Origin of the sequence: Rhizobium sp. TBD182 (assembly GCF_001950375.1) — a bacterium.
Lineage (GTDB): Bacteria > Pseudomonadota > Alphaproteobacteria > Rhizobiales > Rhizobiaceae > Agrobacterium > Agrobacterium tumefaciens.
Map to the genome: position 1 here is coordinate 346352 of NZ_BDLN01000003.1, position 17134 is coordinate 363485.

The following is a 17134-nucleotide window of genomic DNA, read 5'->3' on the forward strand; positions in this document are numbered from 1 at the left end:
GCAAGGTCGGGTCTCTCTTCAAGGTAAAAAACGTGGCCGGTTTCCTCATCAAGCGATTGCTGCAGGCGATTTTCGTCGTCATCGCCATCACCCTTCTCGTTTCCTTCGCCATCCGCCTGACGGGCGATCCGGCTGTCACCATGTTCCAGGGCGGCGGCAGCATGACGGAAGACGATCTGGCGCGCATTCGTGCGGCGCTTGGAACCGACCGGCCGTTCTTCGTGCAATATTTCAGCTTCCTGAAAGGTCTGGTTACGCTCGATTTCGGCCGCAGCTTCACCGGCAGCACGCCGGTATCACGGCTCATCGCCGATGCCCTGCCCGCCACGCTGCTTCTCGCCTTCATCTCCATGGCGGTGTCGATTGCGCTTTCCATTCCGCTCGGCATCAAGGCCGCGACCTCGCGCGGCAAGACGGCCGATCAGGTGATCCGTATCTTCTCGCTCGTCGGCCTGTCCTTCCCCAATTTCTGGCTGGCCACCATGCTGGTGCTGCTTTTCTCCATCACGCTCGGCTGGCTGCCGCCAAGCGGCATGGGCGGCTTTGCAAGCTACATCATGCCATCGGTCACCATGGGCGTTATCCTGACGGCTACCAATGTGCGTCTGGTGCGCACGGCGATGCTCGATACGCTGCGCTCGCAATATGTCATGGTGGCGCGCGCCAAGGGCCTCAGCGAAAACAAGGTGCTTTACAAGCATGCGCTGCGTAACTGCGCCATTCCGCTGATTACCTATTTCGGCCTGCAATTCGGCGGACTTCTCGGCGGCATCGTCGTCATCGAGCGCGTCTTCAACTGGCCGGGTCTCGGCACGCTCGCCTTCGATGCGGTGGGCGCGCGCGACTATCCCGTGCTTCAGGCCGTCATCACCGTGCTGTCGCTGATGATCGTCGGCATCAACCTTCTGGTCGATATCGCCTACGGGCTGGTCGATCCGCGCATCCGCACGGAGTAATTGACGATGGCTGCCAAAACCTCGCGCCTGTCGCGCTTCAACAATCTCGAATTCATCCTCGGCGCCCTGCTTACCGTCGTCATCTGCCTTGCCGTTCTTCTTTCCGACGTGCTGTTTCCGGGCGGTGCCGAAAAGATCGACCTGATGGCGCGCCTTGCCAAGCCCTTCACTAGCGCCGCCCATCCGCTCGGCACCGATCCGCTCGGCCGTGACGTACTGGCCCGTGTCGTGGCCGGTGGCAAGATTTCGCTGCTCGTCGGTTTCACCTCGGTCATCGGTGCCGTGGTCTTCGGCGTGATCGTCGGCCTGGTCGCCGGTTATTATCGCGGCTTCTGGGACATGCTGGTCATGCGCTTTGCCGATATACAGCTCGCCATGCCCTTCATTCTCTTGGCGATCACCTTCATCGCAATTGTTGGCGGCAGCCTCACCAACACCATCATCCTCCTGATCGTCTCGCAATGGGTACAATATGCCCGCCTGGTGCGCGGCTCGGTGCTGACGCTGCGCGAACGGGAATTCATCCTGTCCGCCCGCGCCATTGGCGTGAAGGACTGGCGCATCATCCTCCAGCACCTTCTGCCGAACCTGATCGGCCCGGTCATCGTGCTGATGACGCTCAACGTCGCCAACAACATCCTGCTGGAAAGCAGCCTCACCTTCCTCGGCCTCGGTGTCGATCCGACCATTCCGAGCTGGGGCGGCATGCTGGCGGATGGCCGCACCTATCTGCAAACGGCATGGTGGGTCAGCGTCTTCCCCGGTCTTGCCATCCTTCTGACCGTGCTTGGCCTCAACCTTCTCGGTGACTGGCTGCGCGACAGCCTCGACCCCACCGGCAGAACCTCAAGGTGATCGTGATGAGCCAGATTTTCGACCAGACCTTCAAGCGTACTCTGGATGTGCTTCTCGCCAATGCCGCGCCCGGCCAGTCCTTCGAGGCATGGACGTTCGATGACGCCAAAAGCCGCCGCGAAGCCGAAGAAAGGCTGAAGAAAAAAGGCGTCAGTGCCCGCATCCGCAGCGCCTACAAGCCGCTTCTCTTCACCTTTCTGGAAGAGGTCAATCTTGTTGGCGTCGATGCCATCGAGGTGCATTACCCGGTGCACGCCAATGCACCCGCCAATCGTTTCCGGCTGGAGGCCTATCCGCTGGCGGCACTAGCCGGCGACGCGAAGATCGATTTTATCGCCCGCGACGACGACGCCCTTCATTATGACGTTACGCTGAGCCGCAACGGCAAGAAGGAAACCCTGAAGATTCTCGCTCCCAACCGGGTTCATACCGATATCGTCGGCGAAACCAATGTCTCGCCAACCGGCTGGTTTCGTCCGGCCGGTGACGCTACGGGCGAGCGGCTGGAGACGGATTACGAGCAGCTTTTCGAAGCGGCAATCAATGCCGTTGCCAACCACGGCTGGGGCGGTGAGGAACCCTATTTCGAGGAATTGAACATCCGCGTCACGCACCCGTCCGAAGACATGGCGCTGCCGGTCGGGGACGAGGTGATCAGCCTGCGTGAAGCGCTGCACGAGGATTTCTATTTCTCCCTCCTGGAATTCTTCCAGAAGAAGTCCGGCCGGCCGCTGGGCGACCGGGGCCTGAAACCCGGCCAGATCGTTCCGGAAGTCGTCAAAAGCAACGGCGACGTTTCGGTCCGTATCGAGACCCGTGCACTCACCACCACTTTCCTGGATGGCGGCGAACAGCGGATCGACGAGGCCCGCGAACCGGTGGCGGCGGGTCAGATCGCGCGGATGCTTGCCGAGATCGGCGGCGAGGCGTTCGAGGCCCGCTCGCGGTCGGGCCGCGTTCTTGCCGCCCGTTATGTCGCGGGCAGCGATGCTGCCGTGATGATCAGCGGCGGCCAGCATCCCAATGAAACCACCGGCATCGTTGGCGCCGTCCGCGCCGCCCGCAAACTTGCGGAAAGACAGGGCGCGCATTTCACCATTTCGCCGCTGGAAAACCCCGATGGTTATGCCCTGCACCAGCGGCTGCGCGCCGACAATCCACGCCATATGCACCATGCGGCGCGGTACACGGCGCTCGGCGACGATCTCGAATATCGCACGCGGGAAAATTCGGGCGTCCATCTCAACGAGAGGGCAATCCGTTTCAGCGCGCAGGAGATGAGCGGCGCGAGCCTGCATGTAAACCTGCACGGTTATCCCTCGCACGAATGGACCCGTCCGCTTTCCGGTTATGTGCCGCGCAATTTCGCCATGTGGACGCTGCCGAAGGGTTTCTTCCTCATCATCCGCCACCATGCGGATTGGGAAAAGCAGGCGGAAGCCCTGCTCGACCGGGTTACCCGCCATCTCGGCGCCATTCCGGGCCTGCTGGATTACAACAACCGCCAGATCGCGCTTTACGAGATTCACGCCGGTGAAACCGGTTTCCGCATCATCAACGGTTTCCCGTGCCTGTCGTCCATCGACGACCGCCACACAGTGCCGATGACGCTGATTACCGAATATCCTGATGAGACGATCTACGGCGATGACTTCATCACCGGTCACACGGCGCAGATGGAAACGGTTCTTTCCGCTTACGACGCCTGGCAGGATATTTTCGTCGCGGACGTTGCCTGATTTCGAAGCGCCCCCGATTGGGGGCCTCAGAATGATGGCGAAGTCCCGAAGCCCTCGTCCGTCATGCTTGGACTTGTCCGGAGCAGCTGCAACGTCTTGGTCTAGTTGGACGTGATTGGATCCTTTGGACAATCCCAGGGATGACGCCGGGTGTGGGGGAGCTTTGTCATCACCCTCAGTTGCCTTTGTCCGGCTTACTTCTCAGCCGTGGCGGCAAGCTTCTTTTCCTGCTGCTTCTGCAAAAGCCGCTTGCCCTTGCTCAAAATATGCAGATTGGCGGCATCGAGTTTGTTATATCCGGCCTGGATAATATCGAGATCGGCGACGTGACCGATCGCTGCCAGTTCATGCATCACGTCGCCAACAGCGACATCGACGCTCGGCTTCGGCAGGTGCACAACATCTTCCACCGCGGCGCGCATGCCATCCGCCGCGCCGCCCATGACGTGATACAGCGCCAGCGCCTTGCGGAGAAAAGCTTCGCGGCGCTCGATCTTGTTGTTGAGTATACTGTCGCCAACGCGATTCCGCATAAGATCAACGGCTTTATTCTGATATTCGCCCATCAAGACACCAAATGAAATTCAAAATATGCTTCGGGAGACTACGGACAATCCCCTTAGAACTGGTTAAGGCACCGGGATTACGTGCATATTATCGTCATTTTCCGGCCGCGTGGAGCAGGGCATTTTTCATAACGGCGGCATTTGGAAGCAGCATGCTGAAACGGGACCACTCGTGATGGCTGCAGCGGCTGCGGCAATTGAGAATCGCCAGACTATCCCTATTGTATGATCCAATATCGGGCAGAACCGGATAAGGCGGCGATCCATAACCATCAGGTTATTTATTGCCCCCTTTTTTTCATTTTACTTTGGCCATCGCACTTACCAGTTTGACTGGCTGGATCGGTGGAGGGAGCCACGGATCAATTGGGAGGAAATCATGAAATTACGGATCACCGCCGCAATCGCGGCCATCTGCTTCAGTTCCGTTGCCTATGCCGAGACGATCAAGGTCGGCGTGGTCGGCCCGTTCTCCGGCCCCTTCGCGCTGCAGGGCAAGAACTTCAAGGCCGGCATAGACGCCTGGTTTTCGCTTCACGGCAACAAGGTGGGCAATGACACTGTCGAAGTCGTCTACCGCGATGTGCCGCAGGCCGATCCGGCGCAATCCAAGGCGCTGGCGCAGGAGCTGGTTGTAAAGGAAGGCGTGCAATATCTCGCGGGCTTCTATTTTACGCCCGACGCCATGGCGGTTACGCCGCTTCTGAAACAGGGCAATGTGCCCATGGTCATCATGAATGCGGCCACATCGGCCATCGTTACCAAAAGCCCCTATGTGGTGCGCACCTCGTTCACGACATGGCAGACATCCACGCCCATCGCCAAGGTGGCTTTCGATGGCGGCGTCAAGAAGGTCATTTCGCTGGTCAGCGATTACGGCCCGGGCGTTGACGCGGAGAACGCCTTCAAGGCAGCCTTCACCGCCGCTGGCGGCGAAGTTGTGGAAAGCATTCGCATGCCGCTTTCCACCAATGATTTCAGCCCCATCATGCAGCGCGTGAAGGATTCCGGCGCACAAGGCGTCTTCGCCTTCCTGCCCTCCGGCCCGACGACGCTCGGCTTCGTGAAGGCCTTCAACGACAACGGCCTGAAATCATCAGGCATCAAGCTTTTCGCGCCGGGCGATCTTACACAGGAATCGGATCTGCCGGCCCTTGGCGAAGCAGCACTCGGCATGCAGACTACCTTCCACTATGCCATCTCCCACGATTCACCCGAAAACAAGACCTTCGTGGAGGCCGCAACCAAGGCCATTGGCAATCCCAAGGAACTGTCCTTCCCCGCAGTCGGCGCGTTTGACGGCATGTATGTCATCACCAAGATGATCGAGGCGACCGGCGGCAAACAGGATGCGGAAAAGGCTGTCGAGGCGGTGAAGGGTCTTTCCTGGACAAGCCCGCGCGGCCCTGTCAGCATCGATCCGCAGAGCCGCCACATCACGCAGAACATCTATCTGCGCGAAGTCTCCAAGGGCGATGACGGCAATTATTACAACAAGGAAGTCCAGACTTTCGAAAAACAGGGCGATCCGGGCCTTGCCGCCGCCAAGTAAGCATTGAGACGGAAATGACCGGCGCCGCCTTTTGCGGGCGGCTCCGGCACGGGTGCAATCGCATCGGGAGGAGCTTTCGAACATGCAGACGGTCTTCAGCATCCTTGTCGATGCGCTTGCCTATGGCATGGTGCTTTTCATCATCTCCATCGGCCTATCCGTGACAATGGGGCTGATGCGTGTGGTCAATCTCGCCCACGGCGCCTTCGCCATGATCGGCGGGTATCTCGCCTCCTATGCCGCCCATGGCCTCGGCCTTGGTTACGCGGCGGCAATCCTCGTTGCGATTATCGGCACCATCGTGATCGCCATACCGCTTGAACGGTTTCTCTACCGGCGCATCTACGGCGCGCCCGAACTGACGCAGGTGCTGATGACCATCGGCATCACCTTCTGCATCATCGGCATCGCCAATTTCGTGTTCGGGCCAACGCTCAAAACCATTCCGCTGCCGCAGGAACTGGCCGGTCCCACCGATCTCGGTTTTCGCACCATCGCCACCCACCGCATCTTCGCCATCGTCGCTGGCCTCGTGGTGGCGGCGGCACTTTGGTTCACGTTCGAAAAGACCGCCTTCGGCATCAAGCTGCGGGCAGCGGTGGACAATGCGGCCATGGCAGCAGCCCTCGGCGTGCGCACCGAAATCATCTATGCCGTAAGCTTCGCCATCGCCGTCGGCCTTGCGGCCATGGGCGGCGTCATCGGCGCAGAATTGCTGCCGGTCGAACCCTATTATGCGCTGCGCTACATGGTCACATTCCTGGTGGTCGTATCCGTCGGCGGCGCAGGCTCGATCCCCGGCGCGCTGATCGCCTGTCTGCTGCTTGGCGCCATCGATACGACCGGGCGGTATCTTGCCCCCGAATATGGCGAATTCTTCTTCTATCTGGCGGTCATCGTGATCATCACGCTGTTTCCGCGCGGCCTTCTTGGAAGGGCGAAATGAGATGGCGGTGCTCATGAACGACCTCACTGAAACAGCAAAACCGCCGAAGGCCCGCTCGCCCCTGCGCGCGATTGGCGGTCCGCTGCTCATCATCATCGCCGCCATCGCCGGTTACTTCCTGTTTCCGGATAATCTGGCGCTGTTGACGCGCATCATCGCGATAGCGCTTCTCGTGCTCTCCATCGATCTCGTTACCGGCTATTGCGGCGTGGCGACACTTGGCCATGCGGCCCTGTTCGGTGCCGGCGCCTATGCCGCCGGCATAGCCGCTGCCCACTACGGTATCACGGACCCGCTTCTCATGACCCTCATCGGCGCAGCAGTGGGCGGCATCGCGGGATTGCTGTCCGGCACCATTCTGTTGCGCGCGCACGGCCTGCCGCAACTGGTGCTGTCCATCGCCGTCGTCCATCTTTTCCATGAGGCGGCCAACAAGGCGTCGGACTGGACGGGCGGCAGCGACGGGCTTGCCGGCGTCTCGCCCGATGCGCTGTTCGGCACCTTCGAATTCGATCTTTACGGCCGCACCGCCTATATCTACGGCGTCTGCCTGCTGCTTCTGGTTTTTCTGGCACTTCGCGTCGTCGTCAATTCGCCCTTCGGCATGCTGTGTCGCGGCGTCAAGCAGGACAGCATCCGCATTCAGGCCATGGGCGGTTCGGTCAATGGCACGATTTTGAAGATGTTCGTGATATCAGGCATCGTCGCCGGAATCGGCGGCGCGCTGAACGCCATATCCACGCAGGTGGTCGGCCTCGACAGCCTCAGCTTCACGCTGTCTGCCGAAGCGCTGGTCATGCTGGTTCTCGGTGGCGCGGGCTCGCTTTATGGCGCGCTGATCGGCACCGTCACCTTCATGTGGTTCGAGGACGTCGTTTCCGCCGCCAACCCGTTCCACTGGCTCACAATCGTCGGCCTGCTTCTGATCGCCGTCGTGCTGTTTGCGCCGCGCGGCCTTTATGGCGCGGGCGAACAGATCATCGCGCGCCTGTGGGGAGATCGCAAATGAGCGCCATTTTCGAAGTTTCCGGCCTGCAGAAAAATTTCGGCGGTCTCGTCGTTACCAACAATGTCTCGCTGTCGCTTTCGCGCGGCGATCGCACCGTGCTGATCGGCCCCAACGGCGCCGGCAAGACCACATTCGTCAACCTCGTTACCGGAAACATCAAGCCATCCGCCGGAACCGTGCGGATTGCCGGAGAAGACGTGACGGGGCTCAGCGCCAGTCAGCGCGTGAAGCGCGGACTTGTCCGCTCGTTTCAGGTGACGCGGCTGTTCCAGGACATGACGCCGGAGGAACATGTCGCACTCGCCATTCTGCAACGGGAAGGCAGGACGGGCCGGATTTTCGGCCGTTACCGCGCCAAGCCAACGGTGATGAGCGAGGCGCGAGACATTCTCGGAACGCTTGGCCTGCTTGCCATCGCCGAAACCCGCGTTCGTGAAATCGCCTATGGCCAGCAGCGGCTGATCGAGATCGCGCTTGCCATGGCGCTCAGGCCCAAAATCCTGCTGCTTGATGAACCTGCCGCCGGCGTTCCCTCGACGGAGACGGCGCGTATCGAACAGGCGCTCGATCGCCTGCCCGCCGACCTCGCCATATTGATGATCGAACACGACATGGATCTGGTCTTCCGTTTCGCCAGACGTGTGGTCGTGCTCGCCGCAGGCGCCGTCATATTCGATGGTTCGCCTGGCGAAGTCACCAGCAACGCAGAAGTCCGCCAAGCCTATCTCGGAAGTTACGCCAATGCCCGCAGCGCCGCTTGAAATCGCCAACCTGACCGCCGGTTACGGCCCCACCCGTGTCATCGAGGGTCTGTCGCTCTCCGTTCCCGCCGGTTCGCGTTTCGCGGTACTCGGACGTAACGGCGTTGGCAAGACAAGCCTGTTTGCCACGCTTGCCGGGCAGACGAAACGATTTGCCGGTGATATCCATCTCGGCGGGCAGGACATCACCGCCCTGCCGAGTGCTGCCCGCGCCCTCGCCGGTCTCGGTTACGTGCCGCAGACCCGCGATGTCTTTCCGACACTCACAGTCGAAGAAAACCTCTTCGTCGGCCTCAAGGGCCGGCCGAAATCGGCCATCGAGGAAGCCTACACGCTGTTTCCGCGCCTGAAGGAAAGACGCCGCAATCTCGGCTCACAACTGTCCGGTGGCGAGCAGCAGATGCTTTCCACCGCCCGCACCATCCTCGGCCAGCCGCAGGTGCTGCTTCTCGATGAACCCCTCGAAGGTCTCGCCCCTGTTATCTGCGAGGAACTGATGGCGGCCTTCTCGAAACTCGCGCAATCGGGCGAAATGACCATTCTTCTCATCGAACAGCGCATCCAGATGGCCATCGACTTCGCCGACCACGCCATCATCATGGAACGCGGCCGCATCGTCTGGTCAGGACCGTCCGACGATCTTGCGGCGAACCCGGATATTATTGATACGCATCTTGGCGTGGGTGGATTGCACTGACCCAAAAGCGTCAATCACCCCCTCTTCGTCGTTCCGGCCTCGAGCCGGAATGATGAAAGTTAACCCGATCACACACCGCAACAAACCCCGATCCCGCTTCATGATCCGTTCGTAAAAAACACAATGGAATAAAAATTCCATTGCAGTTAAAGTGCACACGATTTCAATCTGCACAAAGGAACGACAATGACGGCAATCGATGCGCCAGACTCCGTGAAGGCTTTTGAGGAGCGGTTGCTTCAGGTCGCGGAAGGCCTGCCGAAACGGTTACGTCAATGTGCAGATTATGTCGCGTCCAATCAGGATCGCATTGCCGTTTCCACCGTCGCCGAAATGGCAGAAGGTGCCGGCGTGCAGCCGTCTGCATTCATGCGCTTTTGCCAGATCATGGGTTTTTCCGGCTTTTCGGAGATGCAGCGCCTGTTTCGCGATTCCTATGTCGGCGGCTGGCCGGATTATGCGACCCGGCTGGACCACCTGCGCGAAAAGGGCGACGAGAGCGCGTCGGGCCTGTTGGCGGAGTTCGTGGAGGCTGGCCGTTCTTCATTGGAAATGCTGCTGAAATCGGTCGATACACGGCAGCTTGACGAGGCGGTCTCGGCGCTGGCACAGGCGCGCACCGTGCATATCATCGGTTTGCGGCGCTCCTTCCCCATTGCCAGTTACCTCGCTTACGCCTTCGAGAAAATGAAGGTACCTGCGGTTTTGCACAGCGCCGTCGGTGGCCTTGGCAATCTGAGCGCCATCTCCCGCGACGATGCGCTGATTGCGATCACCTTCTCCCCCTATTCGGCGGAAACGCTGGAATTGGCCGAGATGGCCCGCGCCAACGGCATTCCCGTTGTCGCCATGTCCGATTCGGCCGTCAATCCGCTGCGCAAGTCCGGCGCGACGCTGCTCACGGTGACGGAAATCGATTTTGGTGCATTTCGCTCGCTTTCCGCCACGCTCTGTCTCGCCATCACACTCGCTGTCGCTGTGGGAACACGCAAAACAGCCTGAATATTTTTATTGAAAACATAAAAAATAGAATTTATGATCCAAATTCATGAAACGGGCATTCCATAATTGTCCGTCTCGTGAATGCACCCGAAGGTGGTGAGACAGAAAGTGGGCGGAGGAGGCCCACTGGCATCAGGCTCCCTCAATGCGGGGTCCGAAGGAGGAAGCTTTTGAAAAAACTTGACCTTATCACGATCGGGCGCTCGTCGGTCGACCTTTATGGTTCGCAGGTCGGCGGCCGGCTGGAGGACATGGCCTCCTTTGCCAAATATATTGGCGGCTCTCCCACCAATATTGCGGCCGGCGCTGCGCGGCTCGGCCTTGCCAGTGCCGTCATCACGCGCGTTGGTGACGAGCATATGGGCCGCTTCATCCGTGAACAGCTGGTGCGCGAAGGCGTGGACGTACGCGGCGTGAAAACCGACCCGGAACGGTTGACGGCGCTGGTGCTTCTCGGAATTCGCGACCAGAACCAGTTTCCGCTGATTTTCTATCGCGAGAACTGTGCCGACATGGCGCTCAGCGAAGACGACATCGATCCCGCCTTTATTGCCGAAGCAGGCTGTGTCTGCGCCACCGGCACGCATCTGTCGCATCCGAAGACGGAAGCGGCCGTGCTGAAGGCGCTGAAACTTGCCCGCGAAAACGGTGCGAAAACAGCGCTCGACATCGACTATCGACCCAATCTCTGGGGTGTTGCCGGCCATGGCGATGGCGAAAGCCGCTTCGTGGAATCGCAGAAGGTCACCGCCAAGCTGCAATCCACCCTGCATCTCTTCGATCTGATTGTAGGCACGGAAGAAGAATTCCACATTGCCGGCGGCTCGACCGATACGCTGGCCGCGCTGAACGCCGTACGCAAGGTGTCGACCGCGACGCTGGTGTGCAAGCGTGGCCCGATGGGTGCTTCGGTTTTCGCCGGCGAAATTCCGGCAAGCCTGGACGATGGCGAGACGGGCGAAGGTTTCCCGATCGAGGTCTTCAATGTTCTCGGCGCGGGCGATGGTTTCATGGCCGGGCTTTTCCGTGGCTGGCTGCGCGGCGAGGACTGGCCGACGACGCTGAAATACGCCAATGCCTGTGGCGCCTTTGCCGTTTCCCGCCACGGCTGCACGCCCGCCTATCCGAGTTGGGAAGAGCTGCAATATTTCTTCAAGGCCGGCATCCGCAACAAGGCGCTGCGCAAGGACGAGGCTCTGGAACAGGTGCATTGGTCAACCAATCGCAAGGGCGAATGGGACACAATGCGCGTCTTCGCCTTCGACCATCGCATGCAACTGGAAGCGATCGCCGACGAACTCGGCATTAAACATGAGCGCATCGGCGCCTTCAAGAAGCTCTGCCTCGAGGCCGCGCAAACGGTCGCCGGTGGCAAGGCGGGTTACGGCATTCTCTGCGATGGCCGCCTCGGACGCGATGCACTCTTTGCAGCCAGCGGCTCCGGTCTGTGGATCGGCAGGCCGGTGGAATGGCCGGGTTCGCGCCCGCTGACGCTGGAACCGGAACTCGGCAAGGATTTCGGCGGGCTTTCCGAATGGCCGCTGGAAAATGTCGTCAAGGTTCTGTGCTTCTATCACCCGGATGATACCGACGAAATGCGCGCCGCGCAGGAGGAGACGGTGATGCGTCTGTTCCAGGCGACACGCCGCAACCGGTTGGAAATGCTGCTCGAGGTCATTCCCTCCAAGGTCGGCCCGACCGACGATCTGACCGCCGCGCGCATCATCGAACGCTTCTACGAGATCGGCGTTTACCCCGACTGGTGGAAACTGGAGCCGATGAAAACCAGAGCCGCCTGGAAAAATGCCTGCGACGCCGTGCATCGCAACGATCCTTACGTGCGCGGCATCGTCGTTCTTGGTCTCGACGCACCGCAAAGCGAGCTGGAGGAAAGCTTCCGCCTTGCCGCCGGTTTCGATCTGGTCAAAGGTTTCGCGGTTGGCCGCACGATTTTCGCCGACGCCGCGCGGGGTTGGCTCGGTGGCAAGATCACCGATGAGGAAGCGGTGAAGGACATGGCGCAGCGCTATACCAGCCTGTGCCGCATATGGGATGAGGCGCGCGCCAAAAAGGGAGAGGCAGCGTGAAGACAATCAGATTGACGGCTGCGCAGGCTATGGTTCGTTACCTCGCCGCGCAGATGAATGAGCATGGCGAGACCTATATTGCCGGTGTCTGGGCCATCTTCGGCCATGGCAATGTCGCCGGCATCGGCGAGGCGCTTTATGGCATTCGCGAGGAACTGCCGACCTATCGCGGCCAGAACGAGCAATCCATGGCGCATGCTGCGATTGCCTATTCCAAGCAGCTGCGTCGCCGGCGGGCAATGGCGGTCACCTCCTCCATCGGCCCCGGTGCTGCCAACATGGTAACGGCGGCAGCGCTCGCCCATGTCAACCGCCTGCCGGTTCTTCTCATCCCCGGCGATGTCTTCGCCAATCGCGGTCCCGACCCCGTGCTCCAGCAGCTGGAGGATTTCGGCGACGGCACGATGACGGTGAATGACTGCTTCCGCCCGGTTAGCCGTTATTTCGACCGTATCATGCGCCCGGAACAATTGCTGACCGCTCTTCCCCGCGCCATGCGCACCATGACGGACCCTGCCGATTGCGGCCCGGTAACGCTTGCCTTCTGCCAAGACGTGCAGGCGGAAGCTTATGATTATCCCGTCAGCTTCTTTGAAAAGCGCGTCTGGCGTCAACGCCGCCCGGAACCGGATGTGGTGGAATTCGAAGAGGCCGTCGCCGCGCTGAAGGCTGCGAAGAACCCCGTCATCGTTGCCGGCGGCGGTGTGCATTTTTCCGGCGCCACCGAAACGCTGAAGCGTTTTGCGGAAACCCATTCCATCCCGGTCGTCGAAACCCAGGCCGGCAAATCGGCACTGGCGTGGGATCACGATCTCAATTTCGGCCCGGTCGGCGTCACGGGTGCCGAAAGCGCCAATATCATAAGCGAGAAAGCCGATCTGGTGTTCGGCGTCGGCACCCGCTTTCAGGACTTTACCACCGGCTCCTGGGCGCTGTTCAAGAACCCGGACCGCAAGATCCTCGCCCTCAACGTGCAGCCCTATGACAGCGCCAAGCATGATGCGATCAGCCTGACGGCGGATGCGAAGATCGGTCTCGAAAAACTGTCGGCCGCGCTTGGCAGCCACCGCTTCACGGCACCGGATGCCAAGCTCAAGGCGGCATGGTTCGAGAAGGCCGATGCCGATACGGCGGCACCGGGTGAGGAAAACGCCAACAGCCTGCCCACCGACATGCAGGTGATCGGCGCCGTGCAGCGCCAGTCGCGCGACAATACCGTCGTCATGTGTGCAGCGGGCACCATGCCGGGTGAGCTGCATCAGTTGTGGAAATCCAAGCTGCCGCTTTCCTATCACATGGAATACGGCTTCTCCTGCATGGGCTATGAGGTTGCCGGCGGCCTCGGCATCAAGATGGCGGAACCGGACCGGGACGTGATCGTCATGGTCGGCGACGGCTCCTATATGATGATGAATTCCGAGCTTGCGACATCGGTTGCCATGGGCGTCAAGATCACGCTCGTCATCACCGATAACAGGGGTTACGGCTGCATCAACCGGCTGCAAATGGAAACCGGCGGCGCGGAGTTCAACAACCTCTACGCCCACACCAACGTCAACCCCATCGCCATCGACTTCGTCGCCCATGCCGGCTCTATGGGCGCGGATGCGCGCAAGGTTTCCACCATCGCCGAGCTGGAAGCGGCGCTTGCGTCCGCTCGCGAATCCAGCCGCACGACTGTCATCGTCATCGATACCGACCCCTATCCGACCCCGCAGGCCGGTGGCCACTGGTGGGATGTGGCGGTACCCGAAGTTTCCGACCGGGCCGAAATCGGACCGGCGCGCGCGCGCTACGAAAACCATATCAAGGAAAGACAGTAAGATGATCCGTTACGGAACCAACCCGATTGCCTGGTCCAACGACGACGACCGCACGCTGGGCGCCCATATCAGCCTTGAACAATGCCTCGATGAAACCGCCAAGATCGGCTTCGACGGCATCGAGAAGGGCCACAAGTTCCCGACTGACCCGGAAGGCCTGAAGGGTGTGCTTGCGCCGCGTAGCCTCTCCTTCGTCTCCGGCTGGCATTCGCTGAACCTTCTGACCGACAGCATCGAATCCGAAAAGAAGGCCATGCAGCCGGCGCTCGATCTGCTGAAAGCCATGGGCTCGAAAGTCATCATCGTCTGCGAGACCTCGAACGCCATTCACGGTGCCGACGACACGGCGCTGGTCGACCGTCCGCGCCTTGCGGCCGAGGACTGGGCGAAGTTCGGCGCGGGTGTGGAGGCGCTGGCGGCCTATGCTGCCGAACAGGGCATCACCCTCGTCTACCATCACCACATGGGAACCGTGGTCGAGAGCGAAGACGAGATCGACCTTCTGATGAAGCATACCGGGCCGAAGACCCATCTGCTGCTCGATACCGGCCATTGCCTGTTCGGCGGCGGAGATCCCGTGCGCGTCGCGCAGAAATACATGCACCGGGTCGGCCATATCCACGCCAAGAACGTGCGGCCGGTGATTGCCGATCAGGTTCGGAACGAGCGGCTTTCCTTCCTCGAAGGCGTTCGCCGCGGTGTGTTCACCGTGCCGGGTGACAGCGAAGGCGGCGTGAACTTCCCGCCGGTTCTGAAAATTGCCGCCGAGCACAATTACAGCGGCTGGCTGGTCATCGAGGCCGAACAGGACCCGGATGTGCGCAACCCCTTCGAATATCAGAGCCTCGGCCTGAAATCGCTGAAGGCGTTTGCCCGTGAGGCCGGACTGGACAAGGCTCAGGCGGCTTGAGGCCCTTTACCCCCTCATCCCTGTGACAAGCACAGGGATGAGGGAAACGCGGGAATAGCCGCCCGATAAATTGAACGACTGACCAAAAAGGAACACCACCATGACCTCACTTCTGCGCAAGCCGGTCGCGACAAGCGGCAAGGTGCACGACATCACGCCCCAAAGCGCGGATTGGGGTTATGTCGGTTTCGGCCTTTATCGTCTGAAGCCCGGTGAAGCCGCAGCCGAGAAGACTGGCGATACGGAAGTCATTCTGGTGCTTGTCGAAGGCAAGGCGAAGATTTCCGCCGGGGGCAAGGAGTTCGGTGAACTCGGCGACCGCATGAACGTGTTCGAGCGGAAGCCGCCGCACTGCGTTTATGTCCCCGCCGGCTCCGAATGGTCGCTGACGGCCACGACGGATTGCACCGTCGGTGTCTGCACCGCACCGGGTGAAAAAGGTGGCCGCGAAGCGCAACAGATCGGTCCCGATGGCGTGCAACTGACCGAGCGCGGCAAAGGCGCCAATACGCGTTACATTTTCCCCATCGCCATGGAAGAGCGCGATGTCGCCGATAGTCTCCTGGTGACGGAAGTGTTCACCCCGTCGGGCAACTGGTCGTCCTATCCGCCGCACCGGCATGACGAAGACAATTACCCCGATATGACCTATCTGGAAGAGACCTATTATCACCGTCTCAACCCGGCACAGGGTTTCGGTTTCCAGCGCGTTTTCACCGAGGATGGGTCGCTGGACGAGACCATGGCTGTAGCGGACGGCGATGTCGTGCTGGTTCCCAAGGGACACCACCCCTGCGGCGCGCCTTATGGCTACGAAATGTATTATCTGAACGTGATGGCCGGGCCGATGCGCAAATGGCGCTTCAAGAACCACCCCGATCACGACTGGATTTTCAAGCGCGACAATCCCTGAGGCATGCCAGCGTCCACGGCACCCTCCTCATCCCTGTGCCTGTCACAGGAATGAGGAGCGAGGAAGGTCCGCGTCGCGATTGCCGTAGAGAAAAAAGCAATCGAACGTATTGATTTCATCGTAATGATTTAGGGGAGAAGAGACCATGGCCGCTCTTGGCGTTGGCCTTATTGGCACGGGTTACATGGGCAAGTGCCACGCTTTGGCGTGGAACAACGTCACCAGCGTTTTCGGCGATGTGGAGCGTCCACGACTGGTCACACTGGCAGAGGTCAATCCCGAGCTTGCGGCGAAGAAAGCCGCCGAGTTCGGTTTCGCCCGCTCGACCGGCGACTGGCGCGATCTGCTTGCCGATCCTGAAATCGATGTGATCTCGGTCACCACACCCAATGCCTTTCACCCCGAAATGGCGATTGCCGCCCTTGATGCCGGCAAACACGTCTGGTGCGAAAAGCCGATGGCGCCTGCCTTCACGGATGCCGTGAAGATGCGCGATGCGGCCCGCCGTTCGGGCAAGGCGGCGGCCATGGGCTACAACTACATCCAGAACCCTGTCATCCGCCATATGCGCCGCCTTATCGATGAAGGCGCGATCGGCAATGTCTACCATGTCCGTGCGGAAATGGATGAGGACTTCATGGCGGATGCCACCCAGCCCTTCTACTGGAAGAGCGAAGCCTCCTCCGGCTATGGCGCGCTGGATGATTTCGCTGTTCATCCGCTGTCACTTCTGTTTTCCCTTTTCGGCCATGCCGAAAGCGCGATCACCGATATGGTGAAGCCTTACGAGACGCGGCCGCTAAGTGGCGGCGGCGAGCGCGCTGTGGAAACGCATGATCTTGCCAGCGTGCTTCTGAAACTCGAAGGCGGCATTTCGGCGGTGCTGATCGCCAACCGCTCGGCCTGGGGTCGCAAGGGCCGTATCGCCATCCAGATTTACGGCTCCACCGGCTCGATCCTTTTCGACCAGGAGCGGATGAACGAATTCCAGCTCTACACCACGGACGGGCGCCCGGAGGAGCAGGGTTTCAGAACCGTTCTCGCCGCCCCTCACCACAAGCCGTATGACCGCTTCATCCCCGCACCCGGCCACGGGCTCGGCTTCAACGATCTGAAGGTGATCGAGTGCCGGGAACTGATCGCGGCCATCGAGGGCAAGACGGCGCATATCATCGACTTCGAGGAAGGCCTGAAGATCGAGCGCAGCATTCATGCCATGGCCCGGTCCTTCGCCGAGGGACGATGGGTCGCGACGAGTGAGATTGCGGAATAGGCAGAGGCGGGGTTAGCGCGGAACTTTGCCTCTTTCGTCATGCTC

The 17134-nt window shown here is 60.5% G+C and carries 15 protein-coding genes; 14 read left to right on the top strand and 1 reads right to left on the bottom strand.

Annotated elements, in window-relative coordinates:
• The first annotated feature begins 32 nt into the window (after positions 1–32).
• The 3 genes from T18_RS13865 to T18_RS13875 are packed head-to-tail and all read left to right on the top strand — an operon-like array spanning position 33 to position 3550.
• Positions 33–956 (top strand): ABC transporter permease, encoded by a 924-nt coding sequence (locus T18_RS13865; RefSeq protein WP_003499197.1) that lies wholly within the window; start codon positions 33–35, stop codon positions 954–956.
• Between the two features lie 6 nt (positions 957–962).
• Positions 963–1811, top strand: coding sequence for an ABC transporter permease (locus T18_RS13870; protein WP_004430999.1), 849 nt, complete (start codon positions 963–965; stop codon positions 1809–1811).
• Positions 1812–1816: 5 nt separating this feature from the next.
• A complete protein-coding gene (locus tag T18_RS13875; RefSeq protein ID WP_038495894.1) occupies positions 1817–3550 on the top strand; it encodes a M14 family metallopeptidase in 1734 nt (577 codons plus the stop codon).
• 194 nt (positions 3551–3744) lie between these two features.
• Here the strand turns inward: T18_RS13875 and T18_RS27700 are convergent, their stop codons facing one another.
• The gene (locus tag T18_RS27700) at positions 3745–4116 is read right to left on the bottom strand and encodes a hypothetical protein (protein WP_013762356.1); all 372 of its coding nucleotides are present in this window, start codon (positions 4114–4116) and stop codon (positions 3745–3747) included.
• Positions 4117–4495: 379 nt separating this feature from the next.
• Here T18_RS27700 and T18_RS13885 point away from each other — a divergent pair, with 379 nt between their 5' ends.
• The 11 genes from T18_RS13885 (at position 4496) to T18_RS13935 (ending at position 17089) form a co-directional block, all read left to right on the top strand.
• A complete protein-coding gene (locus tag T18_RS13885; RefSeq protein ID WP_038495062.1) occupies positions 4496–5668 on the top strand; it encodes an ABC transporter substrate-binding protein in 1173 nt (390 codons plus the stop codon).
• An 82-nt stretch (positions 5669–5750) separates the two neighbouring features.
• Complete coding sequence (locus T18_RS13890) at positions 5751–6614, top strand: branched-chain amino acid ABC transporter permease (protein ID WP_004430992.1); 864 nt, start codon at positions 5751–5753, stop codon at positions 6612–6614.
• 1 nt (position 6615) lies between these two features.
• Positions 6616–7623, top strand: a complete 1008-nt coding sequence (locus T18_RS13895; protein WP_038495059.1) for a branched-chain amino acid ABC transporter permease — start codon at positions 6616–6618, stop codon at positions 7621–7623.
• A complete protein-coding gene (locus T18_RS13900; RefSeq protein ID WP_038495056.1) occupies positions 7620–8384 on the top strand; it encodes an ABC transporter ATP-binding protein in 765 nt (254 codons plus the stop codon). Before T18_RS13895 ends, T18_RS13900 begins: the two co-directional genes overlap by 4 nt.
• On the top strand, positions 8365–9081 hold the full coding sequence (locus tag T18_RS13905) for an ABC transporter ATP-binding protein (protein ID WP_038495053.1): 717 nt from the start codon (positions 8365–8367) through the stop codon (positions 9079–9081). Before T18_RS13900 ends, T18_RS13905 begins: the two co-directional genes overlap by 20 nt.
• Positions 9082–9267: 186 nt before the next feature.
• Positions 9268–10083 (top strand): MurR/RpiR family transcriptional regulator, encoded by an 816-nt coding sequence (locus tag T18_RS13910; protein ID WP_004430982.1) that lies wholly within the window; start codon positions 9268–9270, stop codon positions 10081–10083.
• A gap of 170 nt (positions 10084–10253) precedes the next feature.
• On the top strand, positions 10254–12170 hold the full coding sequence (locus T18_RS13915; protein WP_038495050.1) for a bifunctional 5-dehydro-2-deoxygluconokinase/5-dehydro-2-deoxyphosphogluconate aldolase: 1917 nt from the start codon (positions 10254–10256) through the stop codon (positions 12168–12170).
• Positions 12167–13993, top strand: a complete 1827-nt coding sequence (gene iolD / locus T18_RS13920) for a 3D-(3,5/4)-trihydroxycyclohexane-1,2-dione acylhydrolase (decyclizing) (RefSeq protein ID WP_038495047.1) — start codon at positions 12167–12169, stop codon at positions 13991–13993. The genes T18_RS13915 and iolD overlap by 4 nt, the downstream gene beginning before the upstream one ends.
• Position 13994: 1 nt before the next feature.
• Positions 13995–14903: a myo-inosose-2 dehydratase gene (gene iolE, locus T18_RS13925; RefSeq protein ID WP_038495044.1), complete on the top strand. Its 909-nt coding sequence runs from the start codon at positions 13995–13997 to the stop codon at positions 14901–14903.
• Between the two features lie 100 nt (positions 14904–15003).
• The gene (gene iolB, locus T18_RS13930) at positions 15004–15816 is read left to right on the top strand and encodes a 5-deoxy-glucuronate isomerase (RefSeq protein ID WP_038495041.1); all 813 of its coding nucleotides are present in this window, start codon (positions 15004–15006) and stop codon (positions 15814–15816) included.
• Positions 15817–15961: 145 nt separating this feature from the next.
• The gene (locus T18_RS13935) at positions 15962–17089 is read left to right on the top strand and encodes a Gfo/Idh/MocA family protein (protein ID WP_038495038.1); all 1128 of its coding nucleotides are present in this window, start codon (positions 15962–15964) and stop codon (positions 17087–17089) included.
• Positions 17090–17134 lie beyond the last annotated feature (45 nt).